This window comes from Rhodocytophaga rosea (assembly GCF_010119975.1).
GTDB classification, from domain to species: Bacteria; Bacteroidota; Bacteroidia; order Cytophagales; family 172606-1; genus Rhodocytophaga; species Rhodocytophaga rosea.
Window position 1 is genome coordinate 2,519,129 of sequence record NZ_CP048222.1, and the last position, 20,638, is coordinate 2,539,766.

Sequence of the window (20,638 nt, forward strand, 5' to 3'; positions counted from 1 at the left end):
CATGCATCCAAATAAAGTATTAGATATATTAATGGGATTATGTGTAGGGGATGCATTGGGCGTACCGGTAGAATTTAAAAGCAGAAGTGTTTTGACAGCGAATCCGGTAACCGGCATGCAGGGCTATGGTACCCACAATCAGCCTGCCGGAACCTGGTCAGATGACAGTTCACTGGCTCTATGTCTGGCTGAAAGTTTATGTAATGGATACAATCTGAATAATATCGCTTATACAATGGTAAGATGGTATACTCAGAATCATTGGACAGCGCATGGAAAAGTATTTGATATAGGTGGTACTACCTATCGTGCAATACAAAGGTTAAAGAATGATGAAAGTCCGCTGTATTCCGGAGATTTCGAAGAGGATTCCAATGGAAATGGTTCGCTGATGCGTATCCTACCTTTGGCTTTTTACTTAATAAATAAACCTATTGAAGAACGATATCAAACAGTAAAAGAAGTTTCATCTGTTACTCATGCACACTTTCGATCTATCATATGCTGTTTTATTTATATTGAATATGCCATACTGCTTTTGAAAGGTCTGGATAAAAAAGAAGCATATAAGCAGATGCAAGAGTCAGTAAATAGTTTCATTAAGATTTCCTATTCTGAAAGGAAACGCTTTGATAGAATTCTCCTCCATAATATTGAATCTTATTTTCCTGCTGAAATCAGCGGAAGTGGCTATGTAATCCATACCCTGGAAGCTTCGCTCTGGTGTTTCCTTACAACAGATTCTTACACAGATGCTGTGTTGAAAGCAGTAAATCTGGGAGAAGATACAGATACAACCGGTTGCGTAACTGGTGGTCTGGCAGGTTTATATTATGGGCTGGAAGCTATACCCAAAGAATGGACCGAAGTAATTGCCAGAAAAGACGATATACTTACACTTGCAAATAAACTTGATCAGAAATACAGTGCACAGGCAGAATAAGCAGAAGAAATCACTTCTTCCTTACTATCATCAGTCCATCCCGAACAGGCAATAATATATTTTCTACCCGTTCGTCTTGCTGAACTGCAGCATTAAAGGCAAGAATGGCATAAGTCTCGGCATCGCCTTTTTTAATGGTATCGGCTACCACTTTTCCGCTCCAGAGTACATTATCGGCAATAATAATTCCTCCGGGCCTTATCTTATTCAATACCATATCGTAATACCGCTGGTAATTTATCTTGTCGGCATCAATAAACACCATATCGAACATTATATCTAAGGAGGGAATAATATCCAGGGCGTTGCCTATCCGGTATTCTATCTGATGGGTGGCACCGGCTTTAGCAAAATATTGCCTTACTCTTGATTCCAGTTCTTCATTGATATCAATGGTATATACCTTTCCACCTTCCTGCAAGCCTTCAGCCAGGCACAAAGCAGAATAACCGGTATAGGTACCTATTTCCAGTACATTCATGGGCCGCATCATATGCGAAAATAAAGATAGTAGCCGTCCCTGCAAATGACCAGATAACATACGGGGTTTGAGTACATGGGCATGGGTATCACGGTTCAGTTCTTGCAATACTGGCGGCTCAGAAGAAGTATGTTCTTCTACGTATTGGTTAAGTGCAGCACTTAAAAATTCCATAAAAAGCTGTTTAAGAATATGGTTTCTTTCAACTAGTTTGTATGTTGTACTCCTGCGCCGTCCTACTTTTCTTTTGCATGCCCAAAAGAGGGCAAACATGCGAATGTTTGAGCCAGCCTTGTGCGCGAGTAACAAAAGAAAAAGGCAGCACCAATAGAGACTTTTTTGCGCCAGATAAAATCATCGCTCAATTCTCCGGCCTATGCACAAAGCAAAAAAGTCCGCGCTATTGCTGCACCATCCACCGCACTCTTTCAGAGTCTATAAATTTTTTTTTGAAAGTATAGTGCGTATGATTCTCTCTCAAATACATAATCAAACGCTATATCACTTATTTCACGAATCTTGATCTGGCAAATAAGTAAGGATACTTAGCTGGTCTTCGTTAAACATTTCGTTGGCAATGTCTTGTAGATCAGAAGCAGTTACCTGGCGGATGTCTTCAAATATCTCCGGCAGGGTGTCGATACGGTCGAGATCGAGCATACTTTTTCCCATCATCAGCATAAAGTTGAGGTTGCTCTCTTCCGACATCGCCAGTTGCCCCATCAACTGCTCTTTAGCCGTATGTAACTGTACAGCACCCATCTTTTTCTCTTTCAGGGTACGCATTTCCTTTAAAGTGAGAGCAATGCTTTTGTTCAGCTGTCTTTTTTCGGTACCAAAGTAAACTGCTACAAAACCGGTGTCTACATACGGTGTATAATTCGCTTCAATGGCATAAACAAACCCATGTTTTTCACGCAAGGCCAGATTCAACCTTGAATTCATACCAGGACCGCCGAGAATATTTACCAGCATAAAGAAAGGCAGGCGTTTTTCGTCGTTTAAGGCATAAGCTGTACGGCCGATGGCACATTGGGCTTGTGTAATCACCCGAGATTTAGCAAGCTTTTTAGGAATGTATCCGCTAAAAGGCAAACGTTCTGGATGTGCAGAAAAACCGGGAATGTCAGACAGATACTTTTGTGCCAGCTTTACCACTTTATTAAATGGCAGGTTGCTTACCGACGAGAAAATAATTCGCCCGGTATTCAGATTCTCCAGGATGAACTGCTTGAAATCTTCTTTGTGGAAAGAACGCACACTTTCACTGGTTCCCAGAATATTATTGCCCAAGGAATGGTCGCCAAACAACACATTATCAAATTCGTCCTGAATGGCATCTTCCGGAGAATCGTAATACATCGACATTTCCTCCAGAATCACATTTCTTTCTTTCTCAATCTGCCTTTCGGGAAACACAGAATCGAAGGTAATGTCGGTGAGCAGTTCTATGGCTTTCTCAAAATGGCGGTCCAGCACGGAGGCATGAAAACATATTTTCTCTTTGGTGGTATAGGCATTCAATTCTCCACCCAGCGATTCGAGCCGATTCAGTATGTGAAAAGACCTGCGTTTACGGGTTCCCTTAAAGGCCATGTGTTCCCAGAAGTGGGCAATGCCTTGCTGGTGAGGTTTTTCGTCCCGGCTGCCTATATCCAGAACAAAGCCGCAGTGCGCAATTTTAGTATAAGTAACTTGTTTATGTAAAATACGGATGCCGTTGGGGAGTGTATATAACTGGTATTCTTCCATTCTTCCTGTTTCGCTTTCTATTTACAAAAATACACAAAAAAGAGCAAATTAGTGCCTTTGCCCGGCAAACAATCCAAGCCTTGCCCAGGAAAGAGTGTAGTTTTGGAAGTGTTGTTATGAGATGGCTTGTATCTGCTGTTTACCAGTAAGTTCTTTCTCAAAGCACACACTGTTTTCAATGCCTGTATATTGCCCATAATTAGGAATCTGCCTATAGCCATTCTTCTCATAAAGTGCAATGGCTTCCGGCTGCCTTTTGCCTGTTTCTAACACACACTTAGTATACGATAATTCGGCTGCCCATTTTTCGAGTTCGGTTAAAATCAGTGTAGCAATTCCTTTATTCCTGGCTTCCGGTGATACATACATCCGTTTCACTTCCATCACATCTGTTGCAAATTCTTTGATAGCACCGCAACCCATAGGTTTGTCCCCTTCATAGGCTACTACCGCATACTTAATTTTAGCAATTTTATTGAACTGAGCGTAGAAGGAATGTTCATCGCCGTCTCTCTTGGCAAGATCAGCATCCAGTAACCGGACAAGGGTTACAAAATCGGGGTTATCAGAATTGGTTCTTATTAGTTTGATCATAGAGAGTGTTGAAGTAAATGCTGGAACAGTAGCGAAAATTGAGCTTATTGTTGAAAAGAGTCGAACAAAGCTTATTATCCATTACAGAGGTTTATAAGCGTCAACAAATTTTACCAGTAGAGGCAGAACAGGATTTATGTCTGGTGAACAATTATACATAAATTTATTCAAGAGGACAATTGGAGTAAGTACTATAAATGGAATGGTTTAAGTTAAAAGTTCCAGAGATATTTAAGTAAAATGGCTAACAGGATTTGATTCAATTTAATACAGTATGAGAAGAATTTTTATGATGGGTCGGATTCTTGTTGCTTTTTTCCCCTCTGCATACTTTGCTGGCTCTTTTTGCAGGGATCTTTTTATTCATACGGGGAATAAAATACTATTTTTAGTGTGGGCATTTCCTTGTCTTTATCTGGTAATTAATAGCATGCAGTTGATAATAATGCTAACAGGAAGGCAATACAGGAAAGCTGAAGAAATTTCAGTCGTGAAAACTTTTTCCATCGCTATATGCAAGTTTTTTCCTAGTCTGACCAGGTTTAGTAGGCTTTTCTTTGCATTAAAGATCAATGATAGGGATAGAATTGTAAGCGGTATATTTTGGCAACGCCCCACCTCTATTGTGATTTATAAAGACGCATTCGATAGAATGAAAGTTTTTTCTATAGGTAATCTCCTAATAAAGCTTTTGTGGATAGGAGCTAATTTAGCTATTTTAGGTATTCTTAAAATCATCATATTGTAGCAGTCAGCATACAATTTTCAAGTAACGACTGACTCAAATAATAAGGAGACAACTTATGATATAGATTGACTTTGTTGCAACAATGTATAATTTGAAAGCACAGGAGTAGAACAATTGCTTACACAAATATATTTGTTTTCAGAATCAGGGTAAGCGCAATGCCTATCACTATTCCAGATATGACCAGGTTCCAATTAAAGCGGTTTACCTTCAGTATCGCAGTAAACACAAAGCCAATCAGAAGCAATATGCCTACAATCAGCAATTGACCAGCTTCCAGGCCAACATTAAAAGCAAATAAGGGTTGTATAATACTTTCTTCCTTCCCCAGTAAACTTCGCAGAAAATTTGAAAAACCCAGGCCGTGAATCAGGCCAAAACACAAAGCAGCTATATAGCGCAGACGCTGGGAATTGCCTGAGTTGTTCATGCGGCTTGTTTTCTCTTTATGAAACAGATTGCCGATGGCTGTAATCAGAATGGTGACCGGAATTAGAAATTCAATCAAATCGCTTCTGAATGTCAGTATTTTTAGTGTAGCCAGGGCCAGGGTAATAGAATGGCCCAAGGTAAAAGCAGTAACCAGGATGAGTATTTTTTTCCAGTCGGATAGCTGAAAAATAGCACATAAAGCTACAATAAACAGGATATGATCATATCCTTGCAGGTCGGTGATGTGTGAAAAACCCAGGTATAAATAGGCCTGAAAAGTGGTCATAGTATGGCGTAAATTTATTTGATAGCAGCTATCAAACCAGCAGTAATTAAAATACCAAAAATAAAATTTATTAAAAATACATCTGTATCCTACATGGTTTTATCTTCTCAATATTTTATCACTCTCAGGTAATCTTTTATTCTTGTTAATTTGCATGGTTTATGTGGTAAATGCCGGCAGTATTGCTGTTTGCCCCTTCCCAGTCTTCCTTATGAAATCCAAAATTTGCCTGTGGCTGCTCTTGTTGTATCTCATTCCTGATGGGGTAAAAGCCGACAGGGTTACAAAAGCATATAAAAAGTTACGCCGCAACGAGTTTGAGAAAAGCAGAGCCTTAGTATACAAAGCACTGGAGAAAAATCCGCAAAATGCCGGTGCTATATACGTTTTTTCCCAGTATTTTTTAAATTCAAATAATCCGGCTGCCCATCTGGATTCCGCCTATACCTATGCCTTAGCCGCCATCAGCTACTATCCGCAAACCAGTAAAAAATCAAGAAAATACTGGAACAAATCTGGCATTAATGACTCTACCCTGCTTGCTAATAAAGTATTGATAGATAGCCTCGCATTTGGCTTAGCCAGTGATTCAAACCTGGTGAGTACCTACCAGTATTTCATTGATCATTATCCGACAGCCAGCCAGTATACAGAAGCTATTAAACGAAGAAATGCCATCGCATTTGCAGCTGCACAGCAGAAAAATACTTACCAGAGTTACAAGAATTTTATAGATACTTATCCAGATGCCGCACAGGCCAAGGAAGCCAGGGAATTATACAATGTGATGCTATTTGATTCCCAGACGGCAGCCGGCACTATTGAAAGCTATGAGAACTTCCTGGAGTTGTATCCGCAGAGTCCGTTTAAGCTACTGGCCGAACAGCGGATTTTTGAGATTTACAATGCGCCCCATACCATTAAAAGTTATCATGATTTTATAAAAAAATATCCTTCCAGCAGCTTTGTTAAACAAGCCTGGAGCTGGATTTTTTTCTTACATAAGCAGGACCATCCAGCAGAAAATTTCCTGAAAACGTATCCTGATTTTTACGATTCCCGCTATATCCAGAAGCTGATCGCTGCTGAAAAACTCACCTATTACCCGGTGTATGAGGAAGAAAAATATGGCTTTATTGATGTAAATGGCGTTTTACAAATTCCCATTCGATACGATTCTGTAGCCAGCCAGTACTTTTGTGAGGGAGTAAAAGAAGGCTTTATCCTTGTATACCATCATAATAAAGTTTCAGCCATTGATAAAACCGGGAAACAGATCATAGATGAGAGTTATGAAGCAATTGAGCAACTGGAAGAAGGATTATTGACCGTTGAAAAAGAAGGTAAACAAGGCTTGTATCTGGAATCAGGATTCAGATTATTGCCTCCGCAATATGAAGAAATAGAAATGCTGGATGGTAATTTTCTGCTGCTCACGCAAAACGGCAAAAAAGGATTAGCTACCACGAATGGAAGAAAGTTAACTGCCCTGGATTTTGATGATATTAGTTCTCCGGAAGAAAAACTGCTTTTGTTTGAGAAAAATGGAAAATATAGCCTGCTCCTCCATCAGCAACTACTCGACACCCAGGTTTTGCATCCAAAAGATACTTCAGCCTTTACCTATCCCTATACGAAGGTAGAACGGGTAAAAAAGGTTTTCTGAAAGTATACACCGATAGTCTGCAAGCCGTTCTGACCACACAATTGTCTCCGGTTATTCCGCTTACTTCTGCCCATATTCAGGCAATGCCCGGCGGCTGGACGGTTGAAAAGGAGGATAGTATCCGGATTTATACGCTGGAAGGAAAATTACTTTCAGATTCTGTATTTACGGAAGTTGCCGGCAATGCTGATTTTTATGCGGTTAAAAAAAAAGATTCCTGGTCAATCCTCCGGACCAATGGAACCTGGTTTGGCAGTGCTACTTTTGATGAGGTGAATCTGCTAGGAAATCATCTCTTTGTAGTAAAACAAAAAAAGAATTTATCAGCCTATTCTCCAGGTGGAAAACTAATAAAACTGCCTGAGGCTGAAAAAATCCGGCTCCAGTTACTATCTGCGTATGATAATCAATCCTGGATTATTCTGGAAAATAAACGGGGGAAAAAAGGAATTTTGTCAGTGCAGAATGGAGCACTGCTGCCGCCCCGTTACGATGACATTCAGGTGTGGGAACCAGATCTGTATAAAACTGAACTGAAAGGCAAATTCGGTCTGGTGAATGCCAAAGGAAAAATACTACTTCCGGCTATTTACGATGGACTGGATTATCAGAAAGGCTTGATCGCTACCTTAAAAAATGGCAAATTCGGGTTAATGAATGTAAGCAAAAGTTTCACTATTCCTCCGCAATATTCAGCATTACTCCGCAATTACGACCAGTCTGGCCGTGTGCTGATTGCAGCAAAAGCAGGTAGATATGGTCTGATCGGGGCAGACAATAAACCTTTGTCTGAGTTTGTTTTTGATGAAATCCAGTACTGGCAGAATGAAGTAGCCCTGGTGCGTCAGGACCAGACCTGGTATCTGTATCATTTTGTAGAGAAGCGCTATATCTTCAAGCCTATAGATTTTATTGAATACATTAAACAAAGTCCTGAGGAAATTGTGCTGAAGGTATATATGGATAAAATGTATGGCATTCTCAGCAATACCAAAGGCCAGGTAGTGAGTTGTGATTACGAAGATCTGGCAAATGTAGGCAGCGAAACGTTCCCTTTATATCTGGGAGAAAAATACATTGATGATGCCGATATATACCTGGTTTTCTATATCAACCGCGAAGGCCAACCTATGCGCCGCCAGATATTCAATGCCAATAAGTACCAGCGAATGTTGTGTGATTGAAGTGGGTGCATTGAAGCTATAGATATATGAGCAATCGAAGTTATCCAATCATTGAATGTTGAACAATGAACAAGGAATTTCCAATATCGAAGAACTCCTTCATTATTCTATATTATATTCCTTGCTCATCATTCTGCTCTTCTTAACGACCCTTCAGTTAATACGGGCTTAACATAAATTAGCTTCCAACCCCCTTTATTCATTTTTAAGGTATTTTACCATCAGGCTGCCAGCCCGTTGAGAAGCGCCAGGACCACCCATCATGGCTTTTATTTCTTTATAGGCTTGTATCTGTTCTTTGCGTCCAGAAGTATAGGGCAGGATTTTTTTCAGTTCATATACGAGTTTGTATACCGTAAAATCCTCCTGAATGAGTTCTTTCACTACTTCTTTCCCAGCAATCAGATTCACCAGCGAAATATATCCTACCTGAATAAGGGCTTTAGCAATCATATAGGAAATGCGGCCAGTTTTATAGCACACAATCTGTGGCACTTCAAACAACGCTGTTTCCAGAGTAGCCGTACCGGAAGTGACCATAGCAGCGGTTGCATTCGATAATAAATCGTAGGTCTGGTCTATAACGAGGGATACATGTGGAACACGGGTAAATTTTTCGTAGAAAGACAAGGGCAGATTGGAAACACCTGCAATCACAAATTCATACTGAGAAAACTTCGGCATCACGCCCAGCATAATTTCGAGCATATTTTTAACTTCTTGCTCACGGCTACCAGGAAGCAGGGCGATAATGAGTTTCTCTTCCAGGTTGTTTTTCCGGCGGAAATCAGGGTCAGGCTGGAAGTTAGCAATGGCATCCAGAAGCGGATTCCCTACATAGTCTACTTCATATTCGTAGTTCCTAAAAAAGTCTGTTTCAAACGGAAAAATAACAAATAAGCGGTCTACATTGGCTTTGATCTTATAGGCCCTTGACTGGTTCCAGGCCCATACTTTGGGAGAAATGTAATAGAAAACCTTAATCCCTTGTTTTTTAGCAAATTTTGCGATCCGCATATTAAAACCAGCATAATCTACCAGAATCACCACATCTGGTTTCCAGGCAAGAATATCCTGCTTACACTGGCTAATAAATCCCAGAATTTTATGCAGGTTTAGCGCCACTTCCAGAAAACCCATATACGCCAGTTCCCGGTAGTGTTTGACAAGCGTTGCACCAGCAGCCTGCATCATATCTCCTCCCCAGGCCCGGCATTCTGCCTGTGGATCTTCTGCCCGGATAGCCTTAATCAGGTTGGAAGCATGCAGGTCTCCGGAACGTTCGCCGGCTATCAGATAATATTTCATTCAGTAATGGTAAGGAACAGGAATACGTACCTGAATCAACATTGAAGGTATTTTTTATCGCAGAAAATTAACAGATTTCCCATATAAGCCGGCAGCAACCAAATAAATCTTTTTATTGGCAGCATTTATTGTTCAGCACCATAATAATCCACAAAATTACGGGGCGTTTCATAGAGCCGGAGTTGATGTAACCTGGCGGAAGGAGCTGCCAGCTGAATAGCCGGAGCCAGAATATTCCATATTTCAATTATAAATACCTCGCAGCTAGCCATTTTACCCTGCATAAAATCCACATCCATGTTCAGATTTTTATGATCCACTTTATCCAGAATCAGGTCTTTAATTAAGCGGCTGAGTACTTTTAAATCAATTACAAACCCTGTATCCGGGTCCGGCAGGCCCTTTACCGTAACAATCAATTCAAAGTTATGCCCATGCCAGTTGGTATTGGCACAAGGTCCGAATACTTCCGTATTTTTTTCTTCCGACCAGTTGGGATTATACAATTTATGAGCAGCATTAAAGTGCTCTTTCCGGCTTACGTAAATCATGTACTTTGGTATAGTGCAAGAAAAAATTTACCAGACAGGTAATATTCATTTTGCGGTGCAAAGGTAGCAGGTTAGCCGGTCTTAAACAATGGCTTACATAAAAGCGGCTCATCGCTTCAGCCATGAAAACAATCCCACTGTTTTCTCTTGTTATTATTTTTGTATGTAGCTGTATTTTATTCAGATACAGGAAAGGGCATCTGTTGGAATCTGATAAAAGTATAAATTATGCATCTACTTATCAGCATATTTACTTAGATTCGACGCCAGAACACTCACCTCAACCCTGGCATGGAAAGCTTTTTCATTGAGAATCTAGGCATCAGTAAGTCTGTATATAGTTATGTGGTATTACCTTTAATCATCTATCTTTCCCGCCTTACGGATGTCAGTCTCAACACCTTACGGCAGATATTTGTAATTAGTGGCCGGCGCAAACAAGCACCGATTATAGGCATTTTTGAATCGCTGCTCTGGCTGATAGCCGTAAGTACCATTATGCAGAACCTGAATAATCCGACTTGTTATCTGGCGTATGCGGCCGGTTTTGCTTCAGGCATTTATATAGGAATGACCATTGAAGAAAAACTTGCCCTAGGTAAAGTAATGGTACGTGTGATTACCCGCAGGGAAGCTACTGATCTGATCGAATACCTGCGTACCACTAAGTTTGGTTTTACCTATGTAGAAGGAGAAGGAAAACGGGAGAACGTAAAGCTGATCTTTTCAGTGATACAACGGCAGGATTTGCCGGAGCTTATTAATATTATCAATCAGTTTAATCCGAACGCCTTTTATACGGTAGAAACCGTTCGATACGCCAGTCAACCGGGGTACTACTCTATGATTGACGAAAAAGGCGGACTTTTTTCATTCTTCAGCAATCTCAAACGCAGATAACCAGGTTATTTTATGAGATAAGCAGCTGTTGCAACTCAGAAAAAAATTTACCGTTAAATACCCACATTACAGGAGAAGAGTAAGCCGGCACACCTGATGCAGCATTTATTGCCTGGGCTACTTTCCCTGATCTTCAGTGAGGCATATATCTTGCCTGTCATGAATAGAACAATTCTTGTAAACATTATTTCCTGCAAATAGTTAGCTGGTACATGGATGGATTTAAGATATTAGTGGTAGAAGACGAAGCCAGCCTGGTAGGCATGATTCAGCGTGGACTTTCCAGAGAAGGCTATCAGGTAAGTGTGGCCCTGGATGGCGCATCAGCGTTAAAAATGGCGACAGAATACGAATTCGACTTAATTACACTTGACCTGATGTTGCCGGGAATCAGCGGATTAGAATTATGCCGGACCATCCGGAAGAAAAATACCCAGGTACCGATTTTAATGCTTACTGCGCTAGGTACACCCGAAAACATTGTTACCGGGCTGGATAGCGGGGCAGACGATTACCTGGAAAAACCCTTTAACTTTGATGTACTGAATGCCCGTATCCGGTCGCTGATCCGGCGGAACAAAGGAGTGACAACCGCACATCATTTAATTAAAATCGCCGACCTGACCATTGATACGACCGAAAAAACCGTAAGCCGCAGCGGGCAAAATATTCTTTTAACAGCTACTGAATTCCGTTTGCTGGAGTTTCTGGCCGTAAACCGGAAGAAAGTGCTTTCCCGGATCGACATTCTGGAGCATGTATGGGACATTGACTTTAACCTGGGTACAAATGTAGTGGACGTGTATATAAACTACCTGCGCAAAAAGATCGACAAAGATTTTGAACCTAAGCTTATTCATACGGCTTTCGGCATGGGTTACGTTTTGAAAGAAGCAGAAGCATGAGCGGCTATGAATATCCAGACCAAAGTTACCATTCTGTTTGCCGGACTTACCATTACTGTTATCTTATTACTCAGCGGATTTATCTTCCTGTTTGCCAATCATTATGCCTTCGAAGATTTTTATCAGCGGCTGGAAACCAGGGTGCGGATCGCACAGTCTATCCATTTTAATAGAGAGCATGCCAATAGCCAGGTAATTCAGCAAATGCGCCAGCAATATCTGGAGAAACTACCTTCCGAAAAAGAATATTTTCTGGAATTATCCTCCCCTGACCATCCGGATGTGGCACGGCCAAAAGAAATCCCTAAAGCTTTAATTGAAGAAATTCTGGCGAATGGCATTTCCCGTTTCCGCCATGATAATAAATTTTTCGTGGGAAACCTCTACCAGGACGATTCTCCCCCAACCATAATAATTGTTTCGGCAACCGACCCTTATGGCCTACAGGAACTAGAACATCTGCGCAACATCCTGATCATAGGTTTTCTGGCCTCTATACTGGTCATGTTTCTGGCAGGAAAATTTTTTACTTACCAGATATTTAAGCCGGTCAGAGACTTAATCCGGAATGTGCAAAATATTTCTGCCGAAAATCTGCACTTACGCCTGCAAAATATCCAGGGTAAAGATGAAATCAGCATGCTTGGACATACATTTAACGACATGCTAACCCGGCTTGAAACTGCTTTTGAAACCCAGAACAATTTTGTAAGTAATGCTTCTCATGAGTTACGTACACCTCTCACTATTATTAAAGGAGAAGCAGAACTGGCACTGAGCCATCCGGGATTGAGTGAAGTTCACAGGCAATCGGTGCAGGTAATTTTGCAGGAATCCGATAAACTCACGCATATGCTCACTGGCCTGCTGGGTTTGGCACAAAGCGGATTTGACGGAAAAAAACAAAATTGGGAGATCGTCCGGACCGACGAACTGCTCTGGATGGTAAAAGAAACAGTTGACCAGCTTTATCCTGAGAATAATGTCAGAATTGATTTTTCACAACTTCCCGAAGATGAAAACATGCTGAAGGTAAACGGCAATATGACGCTGCTTAAACTGGCCATCAGCAATATAGTAATAAATGCCTGCAAGTATTCTTCTAATCAGCCGGTTACTATCAGTTTGTCTGGAAATAGTAAACAAGTGATGGTACAGGTAAAAGATAAAGGAATTGGTATTCCTGAAAAAGAGCTTCCACATGTATTTGAGCCCTTTTTCCGTGCCTCCAATACTTCTAAATTTGAAGGTTATGGAGTAGGTTTGCCCTTATCAATGAATATCATTCGTCTGCATAAAGGCAGTATTAACATCTACACCAAAGAGGGCCAGGGTACAGATATGCATATTACCTTGCCTATTGCCGATCTGCATCCGCACAGCCGGGGAAAAGCCAGCCACACCACGGTTCATTCTTAAATCACATCTTCATTACACATCCGTTTGCCGATAGTCAATGTCATTATCTAATGGCATGAATTGAAATTGTATTATTCTGACTTAAATTCTAATGAGATTCTAATTTCTTTCTTAGAAGTTCCTAATGAGCCTAACGTACTTTTACATAAAAAAAGAATAGTTTCACCTTAACCACAACAGGCTATGAAGAACATACTTATTCCCAGTGATTTCAGTATCAAGTCATTAAACTGCATCGACGACTTACTTTGCACTTTCCGCAATGAACAGTTAAATATACTCCTGGTACATACTTTCATTATGCCGGATTCAATCTCAGAAATTATGTCTCTCACCAGCCGCAGAAAGAAATGTAATTTTATCAGTCCGGAATTCTGGAACCGCTGCACACAACTGGAATATGAAAACGCGCAAATTAATTCTATCAGGTTTGAATGTGTGTATGGCAGTACAGTGGCAGTTTTCAAACAATTTCTGGAAGGCCAGCATATAGACCTGGTTGCCTATCCACAGCAGTATCAGTTCCGGAAATTGTCGGAATGGAGTTTCGATCCGGCCAGGCTTATTTCTAAATCAGGTATAGAAGTAAAAATGATTACAACTATAAAACTGGAAAAAGAAACAGGGCTTGTTTCCAGGAAGGAGCATTTAATTTACAGCCTGCCTCAGAATTAGAACCTAAGCATTTCAACACTACATCTGATTGTTTTTCTTAAGCGATAAATAAACCAGATATAAAACCTAATTAAACATTTTATATATGTTATTGAAAGAAAATATTCCGGTACGCTACGTACTGGGAAAGATAAAAAAAGAAGTAATCGTGGTAACGATCTACTCTATTCTGGTGGCCATATTATACCGTAATTTCCATTTCAGCCAGATCTCTATTCCGATTGCGGTGCCTACTATTGTAGGAACAGTACTATCACTCTTGCTTGCTTTCCGTTCTAACCAGGCCTACGACCGCTGGTGGGAAGCCCGCACATTATGGGGCGCCATTGTAAACGATTCCCGTACTTTAGGCCGGCAGATCCTGTCTTTTGTAGATGATCCCTACGGAGGCGAAGAAGTAGAAAAATTTCAGGAGCGTTTTATTAAGAGACAGATGGCCTGGTCTTATAGCCTGGGGCAATCCTTACGCAAAATATCGCCATTTATAGGAACAGAGGGTTTACTCAACCGGGAAGAGATAGAGTTTGCCAGACGATACAGCAATAAACCAGTGGCACTTCTGGAACTACATGCCGCTGATCTGCGACTGGCCTTAAAAAGAGGCTGGATCAATGAGTATCAGCAGGTTCAACTGGATCGTACCCTCACTAATTTATGCGATGCCATGGGCGGCTGTGAACGAATAAAGAATACGGTTTTTCCGGTTACTTACAGCCTGTATACCCATTTCTCATTAATCGTGTTTATATCCATGCTTCCCTTCGGACTTATTGAGTATTTTGGAATTATGGAAATACCCTTGGTTATTGCCATTGCTTCGCTGCTGTTACTGATCGAGAAAATGTCTATTCATTTGCAAGATCCTTTTGAAAACAAACCGACCGATACGCCGGTTACAACTATAGCCAAAACTATTGAACGCGATTTAACACAAATGTTGAAACAAAGTCATCTGGTTGAAGAAACAAAGCGGCTGGAAAGTGCTACAAAAGCCGAATATTATATACTGTAATCTCAGAGGGCAGGTATTATTCTTGTAAGCCTGCCTTGTGATATACTATTGTTACTTTTTATTTTTACTATTAATGATTAGTTTTATCAAAATTACCATTCAGGAATAACACATAAACCTGTATATCAATCGTTTATTATTAAATTTATATATTCATGGAAAAAATCATCAGAGGACTTCATCAATTTCAGAATAATATTTTCGATTCCCAGAAAGAACTTTTTCAAAGGCTTGCCGCCGGACAAAAGCCGGAAGCTTTATTTATTACCTGTTCAGACTCCCGGATTAGCCCTACCCTGCTTACCCAGACAAAGCCAGGAGATCTGTTCATATTACGCAACGCCGGAAATATAATTCCTCCCTATGGGGCGGCTAATGGCGGAGAAGGAGCAACTATTGAATATGCTGTTACTGCACTCGGCATTAAGGATATTATCGTATGTGGCCATTCCCATTGCGGAGCCATGCATGGATTACTTCATCAGGAAGCCTTAACCAATATGCCTTCTGTAAGCAGCTGGTTACAGCATGCAGAATCTACCCGGCGGATTGTACTGGAAAAATATCCGGAGCAGGATGAGGAAGATATGGTTCTGAATGCCGTGAAAGAGAATGTGCTGGTACAGCTCGAAAACCTACGTACACATCCCAGCATAGCTACAGGCCTTGCAATGGGCAAGCTTAAGTTACATGGCTGGGTATATGAAATCGAAACTGGCCGTGTATTCGCTTATCAACCAGATAAAAAACAGTTTATTCATATTCAGGAAGTTGCTCCGGTAATTGAAGGTAGAAGTGTAGCACAGGCAATAACTATCTGATATCAGAATTGAGTAGCCATTTTATACATTCATATAAAATACAAAAGCCGGACTATATCCGGCTTTTTGCTTATCTAACCATTTGCCTTATTTTTTTTAAATGAGTGTTGCAAGTTATTAAAATGTATATTTCTAACAACGAACAATGAGTCAGTATCACTTTGAGTTTTTCACCGGAACCGGGCAGTTCTGGCCTGAAATGTCTAAAATCACAACCTGCGGAGCAGAGGTACAATAGGTAAGATATTTTCCGGCGTCTTCGGCTGGCTTTTTGAAAGTAAAGTAAATTCTGGCACCATTTACCTGGAATTCTTCAGGCAGGTTGAGTGTTTCTACTACATTATCAAACGTAACATTCTCAGCAATGCCATATTCCTTGTTTTTCCTGTCTAGGCGGATAGCATACGAATTAGTTAAACAGCCCTGCCCAATTACTGTACCCTGCGCACATAACAGCGTATCAGGCTCCTGACTACATGCATTCATAGTCAGTAGAAAAGCTATAAACCAGATTAAATGAAAAAAGTGCATATCAAAATCAAAATAAAAACCTGCTTCTGTATTAAAGACCCTCTGAGATTTTAAATGGTTGCAGCGTTTCCTTATAAAATCACATTATTAAAAAAATGTACAAATTTACTTTTTCGTTAGTATACATATGGACCTTTATGAATTTTTCAACTTGTTTTATCCCATCAGCCAATCAGAGTATGACCTGTTTAGGAATAGTTTAAAAGTTAAAACTTTCAAAAAAGGCGACTTAATTATTGTGCCTGGCCAGGTGCAGAAAGAACTGTTTTTTGTACGCAAAGGAGTCCAGATGTCTTATGTTGAAACAGTTACCAGAATCCATGTTGTCGCCTTTACTTATCCGCCCAATCCCTGTGCGATTCCAGAATCATTCTCCTTCCAAAAACCGTCTACCTATTCTCTCACCTGCCTGAGCGACAGCGAAATGGAATATATTTCGTTTGAAAGTTTGCAGCAACTGTTCGACAAATCGCAATCCATTGAGCGCTTATTCCGCCGGATGACCGAAGCCATATTAGCCGGCTTAATTAACCGGCACATTGAATTGCATGCCTTATCTATGGAAGAACGTTACCGGGCCTTTTGCCAGCGAAGTTCGCATTTGTTGCAACTGGTGCCTCACAAGTTTATCGCTTCTTACTTAAACATCGATCCAACCAATTTCAGCAAACTCTTCAACACCATCCGGATCTAAGGTTGGTCTAAACCAAGCTTCATTTCCCTGAACTTGCTTTCATTTGTAGAAAAAAACGATGAAAGTTAACTGGTTACATACAACAGAATATCCTTTTCAGTCCCGGTTCTTTGAGGTAAACGGACAAAGGCTGCATTATATTGATGAAGGAGCCGGAGAAATTATGTTATTTGTGCATGGTACGCCTTCCTGGAGTTTTGATTACCGGAATGTAATTAAAAGACTAAGTACCAGTTACCGTTGCATGGCCATCGACCATATTGGTTTTGGCCTTTCCAGCAAACCAGAACATTATGATTATTCCACTGTTAACCACAGCCAAACGCTATCGGCTTTTATACTGGAGAAAAATCTGAGCAATATTACGCTGGTTGTGCATGACTTTGGTGGGCCCATTGGCCTGAATATGGCTATCAATCATCCGGAACGCATCAAGAATATAGTAATATTGAATTCATGGCTCTGGAGCAGTACACAAGAACCCGAATATATTAAGCTGAGCAGAATATTAAAAAGTCCGCTTTTACCCGTTTTATACCGGTATTTTAATTTTTCACCTAAGTTTATCCTTCCGCAGTCTTTCGGAGAAAAAAAACTTTCCAAAGCCTTGCGCTCGCAGTTTACCAAACCTTTTGCCAATAAAAGCCAGAGAAATGGAACACTAGCATTTGCCAGATCTTTACTCAATGACCAGGAATGGTTTGAGGAACTCTGGCAGCAACGGCATATTCTGGCAGAAAAACCTGTATTGCTGATCTGGGGCATGAAAGATAAATTTATTACCCCTGCCTATTTACAGAAATTTGCCTCAGGTTTTCCGGATGCTTATGTTGTTGAATTGCCCACCTGCGGTCATTTTCCCCAGGAAGAAGAACCTGAAAAAGTAGCCGATGCGATCAGGAGTTTTGTAAAGGACAGAAAGTATTCGCAACCTGCCCAATAAAATCTAATCCGGGGTTAAACAAAAAAGACAATACTTTGCGGTATTGTCTTTCTATATAAGAATTAGAATAAGCTTATTTCACTACAAAAGAACCTTGCCCGATTCTATAGCCATCAGCATAGAGTTCTACGATGTGCTTACCGGTTTTATAGGCATTGCCTTTGTCGTACACAAAAGTTATCTGCTGACGGGTATTATCAAATAAAATCTGTTGTTTGGCAGTATAGAAGGTTTCTTTTCCTTCAAACATAAACGTGCCGCCACCCATAGCCAGGTCAAACAGCGCAGCGCCATCCGGTTCGATCAGGCGCATGTAAATGTCTTTCGATTCAATTTCAGCTACATTGTTTTCTGCCAGATTAAATGCAATTTTAATCTTGTCTACTTGTTTAGCCCGGTATTCACCGCCATCTCTTTCTTTGCCTTTTTCATTTAAGGCATTAATAGCCAGGTTTTCTGTTTTTAACGCAGAAGCTACCGCCACTTTTTCAGACAATTGCTGTTTTTGCTGCTCAATGGCACTGATGGAATCATTCAGCTGATTTTTTTGCGTTTTGAGCGTTGTATTTTCCGAATATAGTTCCTCATTTACTGCTTTCAGTTTGGAAATTTCCTCATCTTTGGTCGTAAGTAGAGTTTCATAGGCTTCTAATTTCTCAGTTAAACGACGGCGTTCAGAAGCAGTAGCTGTTTTGAGTGTATTTCTTTCTTTCTCCAGGTCTGCCTTCGCTTTTGTTAACTCTTCTACATCACCGCCCAGTTTCCGAACTTCGGTAATACGCAGGTCAAGCTCTTTGGATATAGAATCCAGTTTCGTAGAGGTAGCATCCAGTTCCGCATCTTTCGCCTGGATCACTACATCTTTCTGCTGGCTTTCTTCTTTGTTTCTGAAATTCAGATAAAACAAGACAATATTCAATGCTATCAAAATACCAATAAAGATGGTAAGCAATATTTTTCTACTTCCTTGTTTCTCTTGGTTCTGTTCAGCCATGTTAGTAATATATTAACTTTTTTAGTTGTTAACGCAAAATTAGTTTTTTATTGAGTGAAGTCAAACATTTTTAAACCGCTTCCTGCACAATTGTATAAATTTTTCAGTAAGATATTGAATTAAAACTCTTTGAAGCCACTTTTGCGAGGTAAATAACTAAAAAAAATTAGCTATAGATGGGTTTGAAGCCTTCTATAATGCCCATTGGTTAAGCACTGGCAAGGCATGATGGGCTGTTAAGTCAAAAGCACACGGCACTACCGAAATATAATTATTAGTTAACGCCCATTCGTCAGTGTCTTCACCTTTGTCCTCATTTACAAAATTACCAGCCATCCAGAAATACCTGCGTCCGTAAGGGTCCTTACGCTGATCGAATACTTCCTGCCATTTAGCATGCGCCTGGCGGCAGATTTTGATGCCCTTTATTTTCTCATCGGATTTTGCCGGAATATTCACGTTCAGGGCAATATCTGGCGGAAGTCCGTGTTCGAGCACCTGTAAGGCAATTTTCTTTACAAATTCTGCGGTATGCGAGAAATCAGCCTGATGCGAATAATCGCACAGGGAAAAACCAATAGCCGGCAAGCCTTCAATAGCGGCTTCAATCGCCGCAGACATGGTGCCGGAATATAACACACTAATAGATGAATTACTTCCATGATTGATCCCGCTTACGACCAGATCTGGCGTACGGTCTTTCAATACATGGTGCTTGGCCAGTTTAACACAATCAGCAGGCGTGCCGGAACATTCATAGGCATCTATTCCTTCGAAAATCGTAGAGGGGTCTAAACGCAATGTATTGCCTACTGTAATCGCATGCCCCATCCCGGACTGAGGACTATCTGGTGCTACTACCACAACTTCTCCTAATTCACACATCACTTCTACCAGGGTTTTTATACCGGGAGAAGTAATCCCATCATCGTTGGAAACAAGTATTAAAGGTTTTTTTTTAGCCATTATTGTAATCAGATATTTTAAACCGGAAGTTAATAAGATAGTCAGGCATCTCTCCGGACACAAAGCTACCTTCCCTTTTAAGAAACACAAGCTTATTTAATAGAATTATAGTAATTGATAATCTGAATGAGGTCGTATTTATCGCTGTAGCGGAGCCGGTTTTCGCTTACAAACTTTTTTACATCACCAGATTTCTCTTTAATCAGGTAGAAAAAGTCCCGCTTGGAGCCATCGTATCTGCGGATGCGGCCATTTTCAAAGCCAAAGAAAAAATCGTTGCTCAACCTGGTTCTGGTATAATACCTGCTGCTCGACCAGTAACTGTATTGGGGAATATTTTCTGTAACTAATTTTTCACGGGCCAGCAAACTCACATTTCCCTCCGTGAGCAATTCAAATAACATGGGTACTTTATAGGAAGATTCTACCGCATATGGCAATGCAAAAAAACGCCTATCGGTCATCATATCCGGGTCATATACCTGAAAAGACCAGATCTGCCTGGCAGAATACGTTTTGATGGTATTATCCGTATTGATCTGTACCAGGTCAGATTGCAGTTCATAGTGAATATCGCCATCCAGGGTGTCTCCTTCTGCCAGTACCAAAGTGCCTTTATACCAGATATCCCGGTATCCATCGGTTTGTGCGTATACCGCAGGCATTTGCATCACACACACAAAAAACCACAGGGATAGACATGGGAAGTATTTATAAAGAATGTTACGTTTTCTACGATATACTTGCTGATTCATTGATTCTTAGTAGTGATAATACGGGACATACAACTGAGAAATAGACATTGCTTTGTAAGAAAACGTAAAAAAGCAGGT

Annotated in this window: 22 protein-coding genes; 12 read left to right on the plus strand and 10 right to left on the minus strand. The window is 40.6% G+C overall.

The features are described 5' to 3' along the window. Position 1 precedes the first annotated feature (1 nt). Positions 2–943 carry an ADP-ribosylglycohydrolase family protein gene (locus GXP67_RS10500; protein ID WP_162443087.1) on the plus strand — a complete coding sequence of 314 codons (942 nt, stop codon included), beginning with the start codon at positions 2–4 and terminating at the stop codon, positions 941–943. A gap of 10 nt (positions 944–953) precedes the next feature. On the opposite strand, the gene GXP67_RS10505 is transcribed toward GXP67_RS10500, so the two are convergent. The 3 genes from GXP67_RS10505 to GXP67_RS10515 form a co-directional block, all read right to left on the minus strand. Next, positions 954–1,598: an O-methyltransferase gene (locus GXP67_RS10505; RefSeq protein WP_162443088.1), complete on the minus strand. Its 645-nt coding sequence runs from the start codon at positions 1,596–1,598 to the stop codon at positions 954–956. Between the two features lie 336 nt (positions 1,599–1,934). Further along, a complete protein-coding gene (locus tag GXP67_RS10510) occupies positions 1,935–3,176 on the minus strand; it encodes a M16 family metallopeptidase (protein ID WP_162443089.1) in 1,242 nt (413 codons plus the stop codon). A gap of 114 nt (positions 3,177–3,290) precedes the next feature. Then, positions 3,291–3,770, minus strand: a complete 480-nt coding sequence (locus GXP67_RS10515; protein WP_162443090.1) for a GNAT family N-acetyltransferase — start codon at positions 3,768–3,770, stop codon at positions 3,291–3,293. 274 nt (positions 3,771–4,044) lie between these two features. On the opposite strand from GXP67_RS10515, the gene GXP67_RS10520 reads away from it, so the two are divergent. After that, positions 4,045–4,518 (plus strand): hypothetical protein, encoded by a 474-nt coding sequence (locus GXP67_RS10520; RefSeq protein ID WP_162443091.1) that lies wholly within the window; start codon positions 4,045–4,047, stop codon positions 4,516–4,518. A 118-nt stretch (positions 4,519–4,636) separates the two neighbouring features. On the opposite strand, the gene GXP67_RS10525 is transcribed toward GXP67_RS10520, so the two are convergent. Then, positions 4,637–5,236, minus strand: coding sequence for a HupE/UreJ family protein (locus GXP67_RS10525; protein ID WP_162443092.1), 600 nt, complete (start codon positions 5,234–5,236; stop codon positions 4,637–4,639). 211 nt (positions 5,237–5,447) lie between these two features. Here GXP67_RS10525 and GXP67_RS10530 point away from each other — a divergent pair, with 211 nt between their 5' ends. Together GXP67_RS10530 and GXP67_RS10535 are read left to right on the plus strand one after the other, a co-directional pair. Beyond that, positions 5,448–6,902 (plus strand): WG repeat-containing protein, encoded by a 1,455-nt coding sequence (locus GXP67_RS10530; protein WP_162443093.1) that lies wholly within the window; start codon positions 5,448–5,450, stop codon positions 6,900–6,902. 41 nt (positions 6,903–6,943) lie between these two features. Next, positions 6,944–8,086: a WG repeat-containing protein gene (locus GXP67_RS10535; RefSeq protein WP_162443094.1), complete on the plus strand. Its 1,143-nt coding sequence runs from the start codon at positions 6,944–6,946 to the stop codon at positions 8,084–8,086. Between the two features lie 195 nt (positions 8,087–8,281). Here the strand turns inward: GXP67_RS10535 and lpxB are convergent, their stop codons facing one another. Together lpxB and GXP67_RS10545 are read right to left on the minus strand one after the other, a co-directional pair. Then, positions 8,282–9,394, minus strand: coding sequence for a lipid-A-disaccharide synthase (lpxB, locus tag GXP67_RS10540; protein ID WP_162443095.1), 1,113 nt, complete (start codon positions 9,392–9,394; stop codon positions 8,282–8,284). Positions 9,395–9,519: 125 nt separating this feature from the next. Then, positions 9,520–9,945 carry a 6-pyruvoyl trahydropterin synthase family protein gene (locus tag GXP67_RS10545; RefSeq protein WP_162443096.1) on the minus strand — a complete coding sequence of 142 codons (426 nt, stop codon included), beginning with the start codon at positions 9,943–9,945 and terminating at the stop codon, positions 9,520–9,522. A gap of 291 nt (positions 9,946–10,236) precedes the next feature. Between GXP67_RS10545 and GXP67_RS10550 the strand changes: the two genes are divergently transcribed. The 6 genes from GXP67_RS10550 to GXP67_RS10575 all read left to right on the plus strand — a co-directional run bounded on the left by GXP67_RS10550 (position 10,237) and on the right by GXP67_RS10575 (position 15,677). After that, positions 10,237–10,845, plus strand: coding sequence for a DUF2179 domain-containing protein (locus tag GXP67_RS10550; protein WP_162443097.1), 609 nt, complete (start codon positions 10,237–10,239; stop codon positions 10,843–10,845). 212 nt (positions 10,846–11,057) lie between these two features. Beyond that, positions 11,058–11,750 (plus strand): response regulator transcription factor, encoded by a 693-nt coding sequence (locus tag GXP67_RS10555; RefSeq protein ID WP_162443098.1) that lies wholly within the window; start codon positions 11,058–11,060, stop codon positions 11,748–11,750. A 6-nt stretch (positions 11,751–11,756) separates the two neighbouring features. Next, positions 11,757–13,169, plus strand: coding sequence for a sensor histidine kinase (locus tag GXP67_RS10560; RefSeq protein WP_162443099.1), 1,413 nt, complete (start codon positions 11,757–11,759; stop codon positions 13,167–13,169). 183 nt (positions 13,170–13,352) lie between these two features. After that, positions 13,353–13,844 (plus strand): hypothetical protein, encoded by a 492-nt coding sequence (locus GXP67_RS10565; protein WP_162443100.1) that lies wholly within the window; start codon positions 13,353–13,355, stop codon positions 13,842–13,844. An 85-nt stretch (positions 13,845–13,929) separates the two neighbouring features. Continuing rightward, a complete protein-coding gene (locus GXP67_RS10570; protein WP_162443101.1) occupies positions 13,930–14,856 on the plus strand; it encodes a bestrophin family protein in 927 nt (308 codons plus the stop codon). A gap of 155 nt (positions 14,857–15,011) precedes the next feature. Beyond that, positions 15,012–15,677 (plus strand): carbonic anhydrase, encoded by a 666-nt coding sequence (locus GXP67_RS10575; protein WP_162443102.1) that lies wholly within the window; start codon positions 15,012–15,014, stop codon positions 15,675–15,677. A 156-nt stretch (positions 15,678–15,833) separates the two neighbouring features. Here the strand turns inward: GXP67_RS10575 and GXP67_RS10580 are convergent, their stop codons facing one another. Next, positions 15,834–16,163 carry a hypothetical protein gene (locus tag GXP67_RS10580; protein WP_162443103.1) on the minus strand — a complete coding sequence of 110 codons (330 nt, stop codon included), beginning with the start codon at positions 16,161–16,163 and terminating at the stop codon, positions 15,834–15,836. A gap of 172 nt (positions 16,164–16,335) precedes the next feature. Here GXP67_RS10580 and GXP67_RS10585 point away from each other — a divergent pair, with 172 nt between their 5' ends. Together GXP67_RS10585 and GXP67_RS10590 are read left to right on the plus strand one after the other, a co-directional pair. Next, complete coding sequence (locus tag GXP67_RS10585; RefSeq protein ID WP_162443104.1) at positions 16,336–16,902, plus strand: Crp/Fnr family transcriptional regulator; 567 nt, start codon at positions 16,336–16,338, stop codon at positions 16,900–16,902. Between the two features lie 58 nt (positions 16,903–16,960). Further along, on the plus strand, positions 16,961–17,845 hold the full coding sequence (locus GXP67_RS10590) for an alpha/beta fold hydrolase (RefSeq protein WP_162443105.1): 885 nt from the start codon (positions 16,961–16,963) through the stop codon (positions 17,843–17,845). A gap of 73 nt (positions 17,846–17,918) precedes the next feature. On the opposite strand, the gene GXP67_RS10595 is transcribed toward GXP67_RS10590, so the two are convergent. From GXP67_RS10595 to GXP67_RS10605, 3 genes are all read right to left on the minus strand, one after another. After that, on the minus strand, positions 17,919–18,839 hold the full coding sequence (locus GXP67_RS10595; RefSeq protein WP_162443106.1) for a DUF8428 domain-containing protein: 921 nt from the start codon (positions 18,837–18,839) through the stop codon (positions 17,919–17,921). 192 nt (positions 18,840–19,031) lie between these two features. After that, positions 19,032–19,805, minus strand: a complete 774-nt coding sequence (gene surE / locus GXP67_RS10600; protein ID WP_162443107.1) for a 5'/3'-nucleotidase SurE — start codon at positions 19,803–19,805, stop codon at positions 19,032–19,034. A gap of 92 nt (positions 19,806–19,897) precedes the next feature. Further along, positions 19,898–20,560 (minus strand): hypothetical protein, encoded by a 663-nt coding sequence (locus GXP67_RS10605; protein WP_162443108.1) that lies wholly within the window; start codon positions 20,558–20,560, stop codon positions 19,898–19,900. Positions 20,561–20,638: the final 78 nt, after the last annotated feature.